General features: G+C 65.2%; 15 protein-coding genes, 1 tRNA gene and 1 pseudogene. 4 read left to right on the forward strand and 13 right to left on the reverse strand.

What is annotated here, in order from left to right:
• Positions 1 to 9: 9 nt before the first annotated feature.
• The 6 genes from FHS28_RS16560 to FHS28_RS16585 all read right to left on the reverse strand — a co-directional run bounded on the left by FHS28_RS16560 (position 10) and on the right by FHS28_RS16585 (position 6,642).
• Positions 10 to 1,086 (reverse strand): LacI family DNA-binding transcriptional regulator, encoded by a 1,077-nt coding sequence (locus tag FHS28_RS16560; RefSeq protein ID WP_088453462.1) that lies wholly within the window; start codon positions 1,084 to 1,086, stop codon positions 10 to 12.
• Positions 1,087 to 1,321: 235 nt separating this feature from the next.
• Positions 1,322 to 1,406, reverse strand: a tRNA-Leu gene (locus tag FHS28_RS16565).
• A gap of 149 nt (positions 1,407 to 1,555) precedes the next feature.
• Entirely contained in the window at positions 1,556 to 2,965 is a 1,410-nt protein-coding gene (locus tag FHS28_RS16570) for an FAD-binding oxidoreductase (RefSeq protein ID WP_088453461.1), read from the reverse strand.
• Entirely contained in the window at positions 2,959 to 4,035 is a 1,077-nt protein-coding gene (locus FHS28_RS16575; protein ID WP_088453460.1) for a 2-oxoadipate dioxygenase/decarboxylase family protein, read from the reverse strand. The genes FHS28_RS16570 and FHS28_RS16575 overlap by 7 nt, the downstream gene beginning before the upstream one ends.
• Positions 4,028 to 5,533: an L-piperidine-6-carboxylate dehydrogenase gene (amaB, locus tag FHS28_RS16580; protein ID WP_088453459.1), complete on the reverse strand. Its 1,506-nt coding sequence runs from the start codon at positions 5,531 to 5,533 to the stop codon at positions 4,028 to 4,030. The genes FHS28_RS16575 and amaB overlap by 8 nt, the downstream gene beginning before the upstream one ends.
• A 14-nt stretch (positions 5,534 to 5,547) precedes the next feature.
• Entirely contained in the window at positions 5,548 to 6,642 is a 1,095-nt protein-coding gene (locus FHS28_RS16585; RefSeq protein ID WP_088453458.1) for a saccharopine dehydrogenase family protein, read from the reverse strand.
• 178 nt (positions 6,643 to 6,820) lie between these two features.
• Here FHS28_RS16585 and FHS28_RS16590 point away from each other — a divergent pair, with 178 nt between their 5' ends.
• The 3 genes from FHS28_RS16590 to FHS28_RS16595 all read left to right on the forward strand — a co-directional run bounded on the left by FHS28_RS16590 (position 6,821) and on the right by FHS28_RS16595 (position 7,832).
• Positions 6,821 to 7,291, forward strand: a complete 471-nt coding sequence (locus tag FHS28_RS16590) for an Lrp/AsnC family transcriptional regulator (protein ID WP_088453457.1) — start codon at positions 6,821 to 6,823, stop codon at positions 7,289 to 7,291.
• Between the two features lie 136 nt (positions 7,292 to 7,427).
• Entirely contained in the window at positions 7,428 to 7,562 is a 135-nt protein-coding gene (locus FHS28_RS24470; protein ID WP_259373076.1) for a hypothetical protein, read from the forward strand.
• A 39-nt stretch (positions 7,563 to 7,601) separates the two neighbouring features.
• Entirely contained in the window at positions 7,602 to 7,832 is a 231-nt protein-coding gene (locus tag FHS28_RS16595; protein ID WP_088453456.1) for a hypothetical protein, read from the forward strand.
• Positions 7,833 to 8,034: 202 nt separating this feature from the next.
• Here the strand turns inward: FHS28_RS16595 and FHS28_RS16600 are convergent, their stop codons facing one another.
• The 7 genes and pseudogenes from FHS28_RS16600 to FHS28_RS16630 all read right to left on the reverse strand — a co-directional run bounded on the left by FHS28_RS16600 (position 8,035) and on the right by FHS28_RS16630 (position 13,085).
• Positions 8,035 to 8,922 carry a hypothetical protein gene (locus tag FHS28_RS16600; protein ID WP_088453455.1) on the reverse strand — a complete coding sequence of 296 codons (888 nt, stop codon included), beginning with the start codon at positions 8,920 to 8,922 and terminating at the stop codon, positions 8,035 to 8,037.
• Positions 8,923 to 8,940: 18 nt separating this feature from the next.
• Positions 8,941 to 9,813, reverse strand: a complete 873-nt coding sequence (locus FHS28_RS16605) for an ABC transporter ATP-binding protein (protein WP_184295056.1) — start codon at positions 9,811 to 9,813, stop codon at positions 8,941 to 8,943.
• 62 nt (positions 9,814 to 9,875) lie between these two features.
• A complete protein-coding gene (locus tag FHS28_RS16610; protein WP_088453490.1) occupies positions 9,876 to 10,226 on the reverse strand; it encodes a GntR family transcriptional regulator in 351 nt (116 codons plus the stop codon).
• A gap of 393 nt (positions 10,227 to 10,619) precedes the next feature.
• The gene (locus FHS28_RS16615; protein ID WP_088453453.1) at positions 10,620 to 11,537 is read right to left on the reverse strand and encodes an ADP-ribosylglycohydrolase family protein; all 918 of its coding nucleotides are present in this window, start codon (positions 11,535 to 11,537) and stop codon (positions 10,620 to 10,622) included.
• Between the two features lie 14 nt (positions 11,538 to 11,551).
• Positions 11,552 to 12,116 (reverse strand): annotated as a pseudogene (gene ybiA / locus FHS28_RS16620) (riboflavin biosynthesis intermediates N-glycosidase).
• Entirely contained in the window at positions 12,109 to 12,720 is a 612-nt protein-coding gene (locus FHS28_RS16625) for a DUF4291 domain-containing protein (RefSeq protein ID WP_088453452.1), read from the reverse strand. Before FHS28_RS16625 ends, ybiA begins: the two are co-directional and overlap by 8 nt.
• The gene (locus FHS28_RS16630) at positions 12,717 to 13,085 is read right to left on the reverse strand and encodes a hypothetical protein (protein WP_088453451.1); all 369 of its coding nucleotides are present in this window, start codon (positions 13,083 to 13,085) and stop codon (positions 12,717 to 12,719) included. Before FHS28_RS16630 ends, FHS28_RS16625 begins: the two co-directional genes overlap by 4 nt.
• A 92-nt stretch (positions 13,086 to 13,177) precedes the next feature.
• Between FHS28_RS16630 and FHS28_RS16635 the strand changes: the two genes are divergently transcribed.
• Positions 13,178 to 13,915, forward strand: a complete 738-nt coding sequence (locus tag FHS28_RS16635) for an NUDIX hydrolase (RefSeq protein ID WP_088453450.1) — start codon at positions 13,178 to 13,180, stop codon at positions 13,913 to 13,915.
• The last annotated feature ends 433 nt before the right edge of the window (positions 13,916 to 14,348 follow it).

The following is a 14,348-nucleotide window of genomic DNA, read 5'->3' on the forward strand; positions in this document are numbered from 1 at the left end:
GGCGGCGGCTCAGGCCGACGCCGCTTTGCGCGCGCGTGTCGGCTTGTCCACCGACGCCGCTGTGGAATCGCGCACGATGAGTTCGTGCTTGAGCACCTTGTGCTGCGCGCTGCCACTGGTCACCACCACCTGCCCGCCGCCGTCGCTCGCGCGGGTGCCGACCAGCAGATCCACTGCGGCACGGGCCATGTCGTCCATCGGCTGACGCACGGTCGTCAGCGGCGGCCAGACCCGCGCGGCGGCTGGTGTGTCATCGAAGCCGGCAATCGACAGATCTCCGGGCACTTCCAGACCGAGCCGCTGCGCGGCCACCAGCACGCCGAGCGCCATTTCATCGTTGCTTGCAAAGACAGCGGTGGGGCGCTGACGGCGGCTCAGCAGCTGGTAGGCCGCTTCCACGCCGGTGGGGAAGGTGAAGTCGCCCTGCACCACCAGGTCTTTGTCCAGGGGAATGCCATGGGCCTTGAGTGCGGCCGCATAGCCCTGATACCGCCGCTTGGACGCCACCTGGTCCTTCGCCCCCTTGATGATGGCAATGCGCTGGTGGCCCAGGCTGATCAGCAGGTTGGTGATCTCTTCGGCGGCATGCACGTCGTCCATGCGGACGCTGGGATGTTCAGGATCATCCGCCGCAGGGGAGATCAGCACGCAAGGCGTCTGGCTGTCCCGCAACGCCTTCAGCACCTGCGGGTTGTCGCACAGCGGCGGCGTGAGGATCATGCCGTCCGGTCGCAGGGCCGACACCATGCGGTCCACCTGCATCGGGAGGTCAGGGGCGTCGTTGTGCAAGGACTCGACCACCAGGTGGTAACCGGCTTCCCGACAGCGCAGTGTGGCGCCCTGCTGGACACCGCCGACGAAGGCCGCGCTCGGGTCGTAGTACAGCAAGCCAATGAGGAATGAGCGGCCACCCGCCAGGCTGCGCGCGGACTGCTTGGGCCGGTAGTTGAGCCGGGCCATGACCTGCTCCACCTGCTCCCGCGTCTCGGCATGCACGCCGGCCTCGCGATTCACAACGCGAGACACGGTCTTGATCGACACCCCCGCCTCACGGGCGACGTCGATGATGGTGGCGGGTTTGGGCATGCGCGGATTTTGGCGCAATGTGGGGAGATGCGCAGGGCCTAGGTGGCGGGGAGCGGGAGCAGCCAGGACACGTTGCGTTCTTTGACTGCGTTGGAGGACTCGGTCACGCAAGCGCGACCCCGGTTTTGACCTCACGGTCAAAACCATTCGAGTCCTCGCGTGAAGTCCACCGGACTTCACTTCCTGGGCGGCAGAATGAAAAAAGGGTCAGCTTTCGCTGACCCTTTTTGAATTTTGGTGCCCAGGAGAGGACTCGAACCTCCACGGAGTTACCCGCTAGTACCTGAAACTAGTGCGTCTACCAATTCCGCCACCTGGGCTTTCAGGATTTATTCACTCACCGCCTGGCTCTCCCAACCTCTTCACAAGTGCCTGAAGTCTCAACTTCCGGCTTTTGCGTTTCGGCTGTTTGCTGCAGCGATCAGCGAAGAATTAGACTTTAGCACAACTTGAAGGGTTGGCAAGCGTTTTATCCAGCCCAGCGTGTGGTTCCCAAACGCTCGTGCGGATCAAAGAGCATTTGTACTCGCTTCGCCCATTCCAGGATGGCAGGCGAGACCTGACGCCAATGCGCCGCATACGCCTGCTGCAGTTGCGGCCCCACCCCGTGCTCCGCGCTGATGGATCCGCCATGCGCCGCCACCAGCCGATAAAGCCCGTCCCGCACGGCCAGCTCTTGCTCCGGCGCCAGCGGGCCCGCGGCCGCCGGCCACACCATGTTGAAGTGCATGCCGCCGTCGCCCAGATGGCCGAAGTCCGCCAGACGCATCTGCGGATGGTGCAACGCCAGCCAGGCTGAGCCCTCTTCACGGAACACCATGAAGGACCGACGGGGCAGCGACAGGTCCAGCCCGATCACCTTGCCCTGCGCCCTCAACCCCTCGCTGATCCGATGGCGCAGCCCCCAAATGGCTTCATCGGCGTCCAGCACCGCATCCGCCACCCGCCCGCTCTCGAATTCAGACTCGAGCCAGCCTTGCAGCAATGCATTCAGATCGAGCTGGTCTGCCGCCAGCTCGCTGCTGAGCTCAATGAGCAGCGCATAGTCCGGCAGCTCACCGCTGAACCAACGCGACACCTCCTGACCATGCAGCCCTGCTTCCAGCGCCGCACGGCTGATGCCCTCAAACGCGGACACCAGCACACCCCAGCGCTGCATCACCGTCTGATAGAGCGGGAACACCGGCCCCAGGCCCGTTGGTGCGACCAGCGCGACGGCCCGCTGGCGAGGCAACGGGCTCAGCTTGAGCGTGGCCTCGGTGATCACCCCAAGGCTGCCGGAGGAGCCGATGAAGAGGTGGCCCAGCGCCAGCGCGGAGTTGTCCTTCTGCAGCCCCTGCCCGCACCGCAGCACCTGCCCGGCCGGCTCGGCCAGCACGACCTCCAGGCCCAGCGTGTTGGCCCGCACGTCGCCGTAACGCAGCATGCGCGTGCCGCCCGTGTTGTGCGCCAGCATGCCGCCGATGCTCGGATCGGCACTGAGATCCACCGGGAACCAGAGTCCGTGCTCGGCCAGCCGCTCATTCAGCTCCGACAGGCGAAAACCAGCCGAGAGCCGCACCGTGCGGTCCAGCAGATCCAGCTCAAAGACCTGCTTGAGCCGTTCGGTGCTCAGCAATAAGTCGCGCGCGCCATCGGTCGGCGTGCCGGCACGGACCAGCCCGGTGTGCGCCCCTTGCGGGATCACCCGCGCCTCGTGCTCGGCGGCCATCGCCATGAGAGAGGCCACTTCCGCCACCGTCCCCGGTCGCACCACACCTGCGGCCTGCCCCGCGCCATAACGCGCCGGTTGCAGATAGCGGGCTTCGATGTCTCCGCCCTCCTGCACTTGCGCATCGCCGCACAGGCCACGGGCCTGCGCGAGCAGGCGGCTCAGCATGCAGGCGCCTCGTCCGCCGCACGGCCGGCCGTCATCTTGAAGATGCCGGTGGCATTGCCTGCATCAAAGGCCAGATCCAGCGCGGTCGAATTCGGCAGCGTCTCGCGCTGGATGAATTCGTGGAAGCTGCCCGGCACTTCCAGCATTACCCGCTGACCCCGGTCATGGAACTCCCGCATCACCCGGGCGGCCCGGAAGGCCGTCTGGCGCACCCGGCCGGTGGCCGAGGTCTCGATGCTGTCCTTGACCGGACGGCCCAGGTCCCGCTGGCCCTGCGCCACGGCCGCCACATCGGGCACCCGGTCGGTCGCATGGTTGAAGGCATTGCCCTCGGTGGAGATCCAGGCCATCTCGGCGGATTCACTCAGCAGCGCCTGATAGTCGTCCGCCTCGAACAAGCCGTGGTGACGCGCAAAACAGGCGATGAGATGCGGCAACAGCACTTCCGCCGATGCGCGGGGCAACTGACGGTCTCGCGCCAGTTGCTCCAGCAGCGCCAGGTCGGACGGCGAGAGCGGATCCCGCGAGCTGGCCAGCACCCGGGTCACGGTCGCCTGGAAGACTTCGGAGAAGCGCTCCGGATGCAGCTCGGAGACGAAGTACTGTGCAATGTCCTCCGGCAGGTCTGCATGCCGCCAGGCCCGACCGGTCATTTTCAGCTTGGGCAGCGGATAGGTCGCGGCCATCTTGAAACCGAGCGGGCGCAGCACCCGGGTGATCGACGCTTCCCCAGGCGGCAAGGCGCCGCTGGGCCAGGCCACGGTGCGCAGGGCGCCGTGGTCGAACACCAGCCGCTGACCGGCCCGCTGCAGGTCCGCCACATAGGCCGAGGCCATGGGCACCCGCCGGGTGACGTCCAGGAACAGCGCCATGTTCAGTGCCTGCGCCAGCTCGGCGCGGCTGACGATGTCGCCGACCGGGCGCAGCAGCGCCGGCACCACGTCCACCTGCGCAAAGGCTTGCCGCGCGGGCACTTCGCCCAGCGCGACCTTGAGCAGCCGATAGACGCCGCTGTCTTCCGCGACCACCTCCGTCGCCGGAGCGGTCGCGCTGGTGCCGATCTCAGACATCGAACTTCACACCCTGCGCCAGCGGCAGCTCGCGCGAATAGTTGACGGTGTTGGTCGTGCGGCGCATGTAGGCCTTCCACGCGTCGGAGCCGGACTCACGTCCGCCGCCGGTTTCCTTCTCGCCGCCGAAGGCGCCGCCGATCTCAGCGCCGGAGGTGCCGATGTTGACGTTGGCAATGCCGCAGTCAGAGCCGGTGGCGCTGACGAAGGTCTCGGCCTCACGGATGTCGTTGGTGAAGATGGCGGAAGACAGGCCCTGCGGCACGTCGTTCTGCATCGCGATGGCTTCATCCAGCGTCTTGTACTTCAGCGTGTAGAGGATGGGCGCGAAGGTTTCCTGACGCACCACCTCGGTCTGGGCCGGCATGCGGACCAGCGCCGGCACGGCATACCAGGCTTCCGGATATCGCGAGGCCAGCGCCCGTTCGCCGCCGGACACCTCGCCGCCCTGCGCCCGTGCCGCAGCCAAAGCCGCCTGCATCGCATCGAAGGCACCCTTGTCGATCAGCGGACCGATCAGATTGCCGGCTTCGATCGGGCTGCCGATCTTCAGCTGCGCACGGGCGCGCTCCAGTCGCTGCACCAGCTCGTCATGAATGGACTCATGGGCGATCACGCGGCGGGTGGTCGTGCAGCGCTGGCCGGCCGTGCCATAAGCACCAAAGAGGATGCCGCGCACCGCCAGGTCCAGATCGGCGCTTGGCGTCACGATGATGGCGTTGTTGCCGCCCAGCTCCAGCAGGCAGCGGCCAAAACGCGCCGCCACACGCGGGCCAACCGCGCGACCCATGCGGGTGGAGCCGGTGGCAGACACCAGCGCCACGCGCGCATCGTCCACCATTGCTTCGCCCACGGCGGCCCCGCCGATCACCACCTGCGACAGATGCGCGGGGGCACCGGCGTAACGGGCCACCGCCTTGTCGAACAGCGCCTGCGTTGCGAGCGCAGTGAGCGGGGTCTTCTCGGACGGCTTCCAGACGCAGGTGTCGCCGCAGACCAGGGCCAGCGCGGAGTTCCACGCCCACACGGCCACCGGGAAGTTGAAGGCGGAGATGATGCCGACCACGCCCAGCGGCAGGTACTGCTCCATCATCCGGTGCCCGGGGCGCTCGCTGGCGATGGTCAGGCCATGCAGCTGGCGCGACAGGCCGACGGCGAAGTCGCAGATGTCGATCATCTCCTGCACTTCGCCCTCGCCTTCGCTGGTCACCTTGCCGGCTTCCAGCGAGACCAGACGGGCCAGATCCGCCTTGTGGGCGCGCAGCTCTTCGCCGAACAGGCGCACCAGCTCGCCGCGCTTGGGCGCGGGCACCTGGCGCCAGGCCAGGAAGGCGGTGTGGGCGCGGGCGACAGCTTCAGTCATGGCGGCGCTGGAGGCCTCCGCCACGGCGCCGATTACGGCGCCGTCAATGGGGCTGCGGACGGTCATGGAACCGCCGGTATAGGCAGTGCTAGGGACGCCCAGGGCGGCCAGCAGATCGGTACTTGTGGTGCTCATGGCGCAATTCTCCTTCAGCCGATCGACTCCACCTGGCGAGACTGCTGATAGGCCTGGCCGAAGCGGTTGGCGAGGAAGTCGGGCAGGGCCACTTCTTCCTGGCGGATGAAGCCGCGCTGCGGCAGGCGGCCTTCGCGGAACAGGTCCACGGCGGCGCAGATGCCGGCGGCGGTCGTGATCTGGATGGCGGACAGCGGCTGCTCGCCTTCGCGCTGGGCGAAGATCTTGCGGGCGAACACTTCCTGCATCAGCGTGCCGTTCTTCATGCCCGACACGGTGACGAAGACCAGCACCACGTCCTGCATGGTGGCCGGCATGCTGCGGCGCATGATGTTCTTCAGCGTTTCCTGGTCGTTCTTCAGCTGCAGGTCGTCCAGCAGCAGCATCATCAGGTCGCGATGGCCCGGGTAGCGGACGGTCTTGTAGTCCAGGTTGCGCACCTGGCCGGACCAGGTCTCGCACAGGGTGCCCAGACCACCGGAGGTATTGAAGGCTTCGTACTCCACGCCGTCCAGCGAGAAATGCTCCAGTCCTTCCAGCGGCAGTGCCGAGATCGGGGCGCCGTCGTGGATGGCTTCGCAGGGGTGGCAGTATTCGTTGATCAGGCCGTCCACGCTCCAGGTCAGGTTGTACTTCAGCGCATTGGTCGGGAAGGCCGGCAGCGCGCCGACGCGCATCTTCACGTCGTGCAGCTCGTCAAAGCGCTTGGCCAGATGGTGGGCCACGATGCCGATGAAACCGGGGGCCAGACCGCATTGCGGCATGAAGGCGGTCTTGGCGCCTTCGGCAATACGCTTGATTTCCTTGGTGGCGGCGACGTCTTCGGTCAGGTCGAAGTAGTGGCAGCCGGCTTCCAGCGCCATGTGCGCGGCGGGAATGGCCAGGTGGTACGGCAGCGCGTTGACCACCGTCTGTTGGCCGCGCAGCGCTGCGGCCAGGGCGGGTTGATGCTCGGTGTCCACCTGCTGGGTGCCGATGCCCTCCTTTGCCAGCAGGGCCAGGGCCTGCGCATTGCGGTCCATCACGGTGACCTGATAGTCACCACTGCCATGCAGCAGTCGAGCGATGGTCTGGCCGATGTGTCCGGCGCCGAGCAGTGCCACTTTCATGAATCGTCTCCTGTTTCTGGTGTCAGAGGCGGGCCCAGCGCGTTGCTGGTCGCCCGTTGCATGGCCGCAGTCTCGCGAGGCTTGGTGACGAAAGAAAGCCTCGTTTCGTCGGAAAACACTGCTAGCCTGACGATCCGTCATCCACCAACCACCATTTCGGCGAAACCGAGGGTTTGTCATGAGCAAGGCTTTGTCAGAGGCACCGGTCCCCGCATTGCGTGACCGGCTGGACCGCGACCTCATCACCCTGTTGCAGGCCAATGCGCGGGAATCCACCGCCAACCTGGCACGGAAATTGGGCATTGCGCGCACCACGGTGGTGGCGCGGCTGGCGCGATTGGAGGCCGAGGGGCTGATTGCCGGCTACACCGTCCGGCTGGGCGGCGAGGCGGTGGAGCGTGGGGTGCAGGCGTTTGTCGGCATCACGGTGGAGCCGCGGGCGGGCCGGGAGGTGGTCAAGAAGCTGTCGCGCTTTCCGGAACTGCGACAGCTGGCGTCGGTCAGCGGCGCCTTTGATTACATGGCTACGCTCAGGGCGGAGAGCACCGCCCGGCTGGACGAACTGCTGGACGACATCGGCGAGATCGACGGCGTGCTCAAGACCCACACCTCGGTGCTGCTGGCGCTGCGGGTCGACCGCAACGCTTGATTGTTCGCAGCGGGGGCGATTCAGTCCTGACCGATTGTGAACGTGAGTAACTCACGCGAATGGGTGGTGACCCCCGTCAACGGGCGGGGCTGGCACGGCGTTTGCACTTGAAGTCGGCCAGCTCAAGGAGAGCACCATGTTGAAGACTGTTTCTGCCGCCAAGCGCGGACATCCCCTGATGATCGGACTCAAGGCACTCGGCCTCCTGGCCGTCGCCTGGGGAGCGGTCTACCCGGCCCTGCTCTGGGGCTTGGGCACCGTGCTGCCCTGAGCCGTCTGAGCCGACAGCTCCCACGTTGAAGGCCATGTCATGAAAGCCCCTCTCCACCTCCCCGGTTCCCTGGCGGATGCGCATCCGAATGCCGAGCGACGACGGGCCGCAGCGCGACGCCTCTGGCGCCAGCGCCTGACGCGCGCCGCCAGCATCGGGCTGGCGGTTGCGCTGGTCTGGGCCGCGATGGCCCTGCTCAGTGAAGCCGAAGGCGATTTGCGTCAGGTTCGCGCCACGGACTTGAGCTCGCCGGTCACGGCCAACGCCTGATCCCGGCACGAATGCTGGACATACGAACGGCTCGCTTCGGCGGGCCGTTCTTTCAAACGCGTCCTGCGTCGTCCTTCCGCGGAAGACTCATCGTTGCCCTTCCTCTGCGGCCCACGGAGTGGCACAGGGAACGGCACAGCGAATGGCCAAGGAACGGCCAGGGAACGGCCCAGAGAGCGTCCCCATGGGACGGCCTCCCCGCTCAGCCTGCCCGGCGGCGCTGCAGAACGATCAGCACGAAGCAGACCACAGCGACCAGAACGCCGCCAATGAACTGCGGATTCCAGGTGGACTGAAGCGCCAGCAGCATGTCGTGAGGGGCCCATGTGGGCACACGATAGATGGTGTCGTAGACGACTTCCATGGGCAGGCTTTTCGATTCGTCCGGGATGTCGGGCAGCCCGGCCGCACTGGCGAAGAATGCGCTGGCTGCGCCGTGCAACTGCCGCCCCAGCACCTGCTGCAGGCCCAGGGGTTCATACAGCTTCAACAGCGCGCCCACCACAAACACCAGCAGCGGCGGCCCCCAGCGCTTGAACCATGCGTTGGCGGCCATCATGGCGAGCACCATGGGGGAGAGCCACAGCATGGCCAGCGAGAGGCCTACCGCCAGACGCGCGACGAGCCACAGAGCCGCAGGGCCGAGTCCCGCCCATTGCATCTGGCGCAAGCCGTCCGCGCCCAGCTCCTTGTAGGCCATCGCCACCCCCACGACTGCGCTGCCGATCGAGGCCAGCACCAGCACGGCGAGCGGCATCAACAACCCGTGCGCCACCATGGGTGCGGCAACGCTCTGGGTGTCGGTGCCCGGCAGTGACTTCCAGAATTCGATGGAGCGGTCCTGCTGATCCCGTCGCGGGAGGATGACCAGTTGATAGACGCTGGTGGCGAAGGCCACGGCCATGATCAGGCCCAGGGACAGGCCGGCGCTGATCAGCGCAATGGGCTCCGGTGCCATCGTTTCGATACCGGCCACCTGGCTGAATGGCACCAGAGCGAGCAGCAGGGTCAGAGGGATGCCGACGGTGCACAGCCAGCCCCAGCGGTACTGGATCCATTCACGCAGCAGCAGCGTATTGAAGAGAGTCATGGTGATGGGCTCCGCGGGTCAGGCTTCGCGTGCCTGGATTTCAGGCTTGCGGGTGAGGGCCATGAAGAGGTCCACGAGATTGGGCCGCAGACGCTGGCCCAGATGGCTGATGTCGTCCGGCGGCGGCCCATCGAACAGCGCGGCCGGACGGCCCTGCACGCGGTAACGGAGCAGCGGATGGCCCGCGGCGACGGCGGCAGCGGCCTCCGGGTCGTGGGAGAGCGCCACGAAGCGCTCGTCGATCTCGGCCAGGCTGATGTTGAGCACCATGCGGCCTTCATCCAGCATGATCACGTCGGAGAGAAGCGTCTCGACCTCTTCCACCTGATGGGTCGAGATGATCACGCTGCGCTCACCGTCGCACCATTCGTCGATCAGCATCTCGTAAAAGCTCTTGCGGGACATGACATCCAGACCGAGGGTCGGTTCGTCCAGCACCATCAGCCGGGCATCGATGGCGGCCACCAGCGCCAGATGGAGCTGGGTGACCATGCCTTTGGAGAGATGCTTGACCTTGTCCCGCTCGGTGACCGAGGTGCGGCGCAGCAGGGCCCGGGCGCGGTCGGCGGAGAACTTCGGCTGCAGACCGGCCATCAGGGTGATCAGATCCCCGGCGCGGGCCCAGCGGGGCAGCACCGCAACGTCCGGGATGTAGCAAAGCGATTGCAGCAGCTCGGCGCGATGCGCATGAGGATTCAGCCCCAGCACGGTGAGATCGCCCTTGACGGCCTTGGTGCCGACCAGCGCCTTCATCAAGGAGGTCTTGCCGGCCCCGTTGTGACCCAGCAGGCCAACGACGCGTCCCGCCGGGACGGTGAAGCTCACATCCTGCAGAGCGGCTTTGCGGCCGTAGTGGAGGCTGAGATTGCGCGCCTCGATGAGGGGGGTCATGAAAGCTCCATGTGGCGGGGTCTGCGGCGTGGGCGGAACGGGTGGAATGGGCTGGCTGGGCGTCATGCGTCCTCCCAGATCAGATCGTCCGGACCGAGGCCCAGGCGGTGGAGTTTCTCTCGCAATCGGGGCCATTCGTCACGCAGGAAGTGTTCCCGCTCGGTTTGCAACAGTCGGGTGCGGGCCCCGCTGCGCACATACATGCCCATGCCGCGGCGGCTCTCCAGCAGGCCTTCGTCCACCAGGGACTGTAGAGCCCGGCTGACGGTCAGCGGGTTGATGACGTACCGGCTGGCCAGGGCCCGGACCGAGGGCATGGCATCGCCTTCATTGGGGTCGCCTTCCAGCAACTGCGCGGCGAGCTGGTCCGCGAGCTGCTGGTAGATCGGCGCATGGTCGTTCCAGCTTTGCATCGGTCAAGGCGCCGGGAGGCGCCGGTGTGTTGGTGAGGTAGCACACCATAACGATGAGGGCGGGACTGGCGCCAAGGGGGCGCGACGAAATGCAGAAAAGGGGGGATGAGGTGCAGGGGGTCAGGGGTCAGCCTGAAGTCCGGCTTCGACTTCGCCACTGCGTCGCTTTGGCTGTATTTCGACGATGTAGATCCTTGGGAGCCCAGGTACAAGGAGTACGCCATCGCAGCCTTGCGTTCATCCTGTGTCGTCCTGACATGCCGGCACGCCAGCAGCTCCAAAGGCTCCGCAGCGTGCTGGTCACCCGCATACAAGTCACCATCCGGCCGCGTCCTGCCTCATGGCCTCAAGAGTGGCGCGGACGCGTACCCTCTGCTCATTTGGCCTCGTGTGTCAGATGCCTGCCAGGGCTTCGGAACGCGCGCGGTACAAAGCATCGGCCAAGTGGGTGATTTCCTGCGTGAGATGCAGGCGCCCCAACCATGATGGCGGGATCCCGGCCATGCCATAGGTGGCGCAGGCAATCTGCCCCACGATGGCGGCAGTCGTGTCTGCGTCGTCGCCGAGATTCACGGCTTCAAGGATGGTGTCGCGGAAGTTGTTGTGCCTGGCGTAGCACCAGAGCGCGGCTTCCAGGCTGTCGACGACATAGCCACTTCCCTTGATCTGTCCAACCGACTTGGTCGCGTGATCGGCAGCGGCGATGGCCCGGACCTTGGCACTTTCAGTGGCAATTCCTCCGAGGTCCAGTACCTTCTCCTTCGGCAGGCCTCGCAGCGCGCGGCTCAGCGCCACAGCAAACACGCGGCATGCATCCAGGCATTCGGTGGCGCCGTGCGTTGTCCGCGAGCTGAGGGCGGCCATGTCCTGAACCAGCTGCTCGTCATGACCGAAGCGCAACGCAATGGGAGCGATTCGCATCAGGGAGCCATTGCCTGCTGCATTTGGATCAGAAGGCCCCGAAAGAGCCTCGCCGCTCAGCAGGAATTGATGGATGGCACCCTTGGTTGTGATCCCGATGTCGAAGCAGACGCCCGTCGAACTCCAGTAGCCCCATTCGTACCAGTTGGCGTAGCGGGCCATCTGATCTGCGGGATCGCAGCGGCCGGTCTGGATCAGACTCTCGGCCAGGCAGAGGGCCATCGACGTGTCGTCGGTCCACTTGCCAGGTGCAAGCGAGAAAGGACCGCCCCCCAGCATGTCGGTCACCGGCGCGAAGCTGCCCCTCGGCATGAACTCCACGTTGGTGCCGACCGCGTCGCCGCAGGCCAGGCCCAACAGCGCTCCCCGGTATCGGTCAATCGCTTCCATCAACACCGTCCACTTCAGTTCACCGCCAAACGAGCGCGCACTTCCATCAGTGCGAAACCCAGCAGGTTCAGGCCGCACCACGTGCGTGGCTCCAACGCGCGTTCGTCGTTCGCTGCCAGGCCAATGCCCCAGATGCGGTCAACGGGGCTGGCCTCGACGAGCACGCGGTCACCCGTGGTGAGCAGGTAATCCCGCAATGCCTGGTTCTGCGAAAATTTGGCTTCATTGGCGCGGACGACGATGTCAAAACGAGCCTGTTCCCAGCGCACATCGTCGAACCCTTGCACGCCTCTCCCAGCTTCTTTGCCTCCGCAGGCGTCTTGGCTGCAAGGATCCTGGCTCGGGTGGCCATGTCACCGAAGAGGCGGGCCTTCTCGGCCATCATGAAGTGTTCGGCCGTCAGTACGTCTGGCCATCGACCAGGAAGCTCGCTTCGAACCATTGGCTGAAGCAGCCCTTGCCGATGGAGCCGTCGGCATTGGGCTGGTGTCCCCAGAAGAGTACGTACTTCGGCGTGGCGCCAGCTTCGAGCGCACGCATCAGGTCTTCGACGCTGCGGAGGTTCAAGATGTCAGTCATGGTGTTGCGGTTGGTAGACGTGCTCAAGCGGGGTCATCAATTGCGGGTTGTCATCCTGGGCGTACTGGCGCTGCTCGGCGACAAAGTCGGTCATGTCGATGACCTCCATCAGTTCCGTCGTCGCGAACGCACGCAATAGGCTGCCGCGCAGGCCGAGCTGGATGGCGCGGCGCGGCAACTTCGCGCCGCTGGGCGCATGGTCGGGATCCCACTGCCGTCGCACTTCTGAGCTGGCCACGGCGTCCTGCCATTCCTGTTGAGTGGCATGGCGCGTGGCATCGAAGGACGACGACACCGCGGCGTCGAGCAACGTGTTGAAGAAGGCCCGGCGGATGCGCAGGCCCAGGATGACCTCCTGCCCCTCCTTCATGCCCCAGCCGCAGCGGTACATCATCCACAGGAAGTTCGGCTTCACCCAGCTCATGCGGTTGAAGCTGTAGTCCGGCCCGCCGAAGTGGCCATGCTCGATGGCGTAACGACCAATGGAAGGGCGATAGGCCTGATAGACGACAACGCTGGTGTCGTCATGGTGGGCAAGCATGTGTTCGCCTTGTTCCGGCCATTCAGCGGCTTGCTGAAGGTAGGGAGCGGTTGCAAGTTTCATGTTCCGTTCTCATTGTTGTTCTCGGGGAAGCGTCGAATCACCTCGATGGTGCCGACGATGTTGTCGTTCAGGGTTTCCAGATCCTCAGCCGGCACCCACCACTCCGTGTGATGAGCAGCGCCCACTTGGTGAACTGCATAGTGCTCCATGAAGGCATTCCGCACTTCGAAGCGAGTCACGAAGCCGGCGCCGCTTGCCGGCACGTTCCAGTCGCGCGCGATCTCCACGGCGTATGCCTCGTTGGTCACCGGATAGAAGATGGGCTGGTCCGGCAGCCGTGGCGGCCATCGACGATTGCCGCTGGCTTCCACCAGCGCCAATTCCGTGGGGCCGGTGGGGCGGTAGAGCGTGACGGTCTCGTTCATGAGCTTCCCTGAGTTCAGTTAGTTGTTTTGTGCAACCTTTAATAAGTTGGACAATACAACTCATATTCAAGTGCGTCAAGTAAAGGGCTCGCATGACCGCCAAGCCATCTCGGCCGAGAGCCGCTTCGTTGGGCTTTCCACTGCCATTCACCACGGTAGACCTGGTCATCTTCACTGTCTCCGACGAGGCGCTGAAGGTGCTGCTCGTGCAGCGGCCCGAAGACAAGGCGTCGGAGTCGTTCCCGGGTTGGTGGGCCTTGCCGGGCGGATTCGTGAACGTGGATGTCGACCGGGATCTGTTGGCATGCGCCGAACGCAAGCTCCTCGAGAAGACGGGTGTTCGCAGCCCCTACCTCGAGCAACTGGGCAGTTGGGGTGGAGCGGCGAGAGATCCCCGCGGATGGTCGGCCACACACGTGTACTTCGCGTTGATCCCCAGCCGCGATATTGAGCTCGCCAAGGGCGCCAACGCTGCGGACGTCGCGTGGTTGAAGGTGGAGGAGGTGCTGGCGAACCCGAGGCTGGGGTTCGATCATGCCGCCATCCTGCAAGCTGCCGTCGAGCGACTGCGCGGGAGGGTGGAATACACCTCGCTGCCTGCCTTCTTACTGGCAGAGCCGTTCACGCTGCCGCAACTGCAGCGCATCTACGAGATCGTGCTGAATCGCGACGTGGACAAGAGTGGTTTCAGGACACGCATGCTTGCCGCGCAGTTCTTGGTGGAGGAGGGGTACGTGGAGGGCAGTTCGAACCGGCCTGCCATGGGGTACCGACTCGCCGACCGCAGCGCGCCAGTTGTGTTCCCTAGAACGTTCAGCCCGCGGGGCTGAAGCGCACTCCTAGCAGCCTTCTAGCGGCCCAGATCCTAGCAGGCTCAACTGATGAGCCTGCTCAAGCGCACGATCGGGGTGCCGACGCGGCGTCTGGGCGGACGCCGTCGCCCCTTCTATCGCCGGAGGCTTTGTTGGTGCCCAAAGTTCAAAGTTGAGCGAAACAAAATGCTGAAAGTTCAGAGTTGCGTGAGATACGGGTTCAAAGTCCGCTGATTCACTCAGGGCCAAGTGGCTGATCAGGACCGGTTTTCAGTTTTGGGTTGTGCGCAATCCGACAGCGATGTACTGCAGGTTCGACCTGCCCCTTCCACACCAAGACCGCATGTTCGGATGCTAGGTTGCAGACCTTTCCGGCACGTCAAACAGTCTTACCGTGCCATCAGCGCTCTGAATCTTGCAGGCCTCATTGCCGACCCACTCTACGAATTTG

Origin of the sequence: Roseateles terrae (assembly GCF_014192155.1) — a bacterium.
Lineage (GTDB): Bacteria > Pseudomonadota > Gammaproteobacteria > Burkholderiales > Burkholderiaceae_C > Roseateles > Roseateles terrae.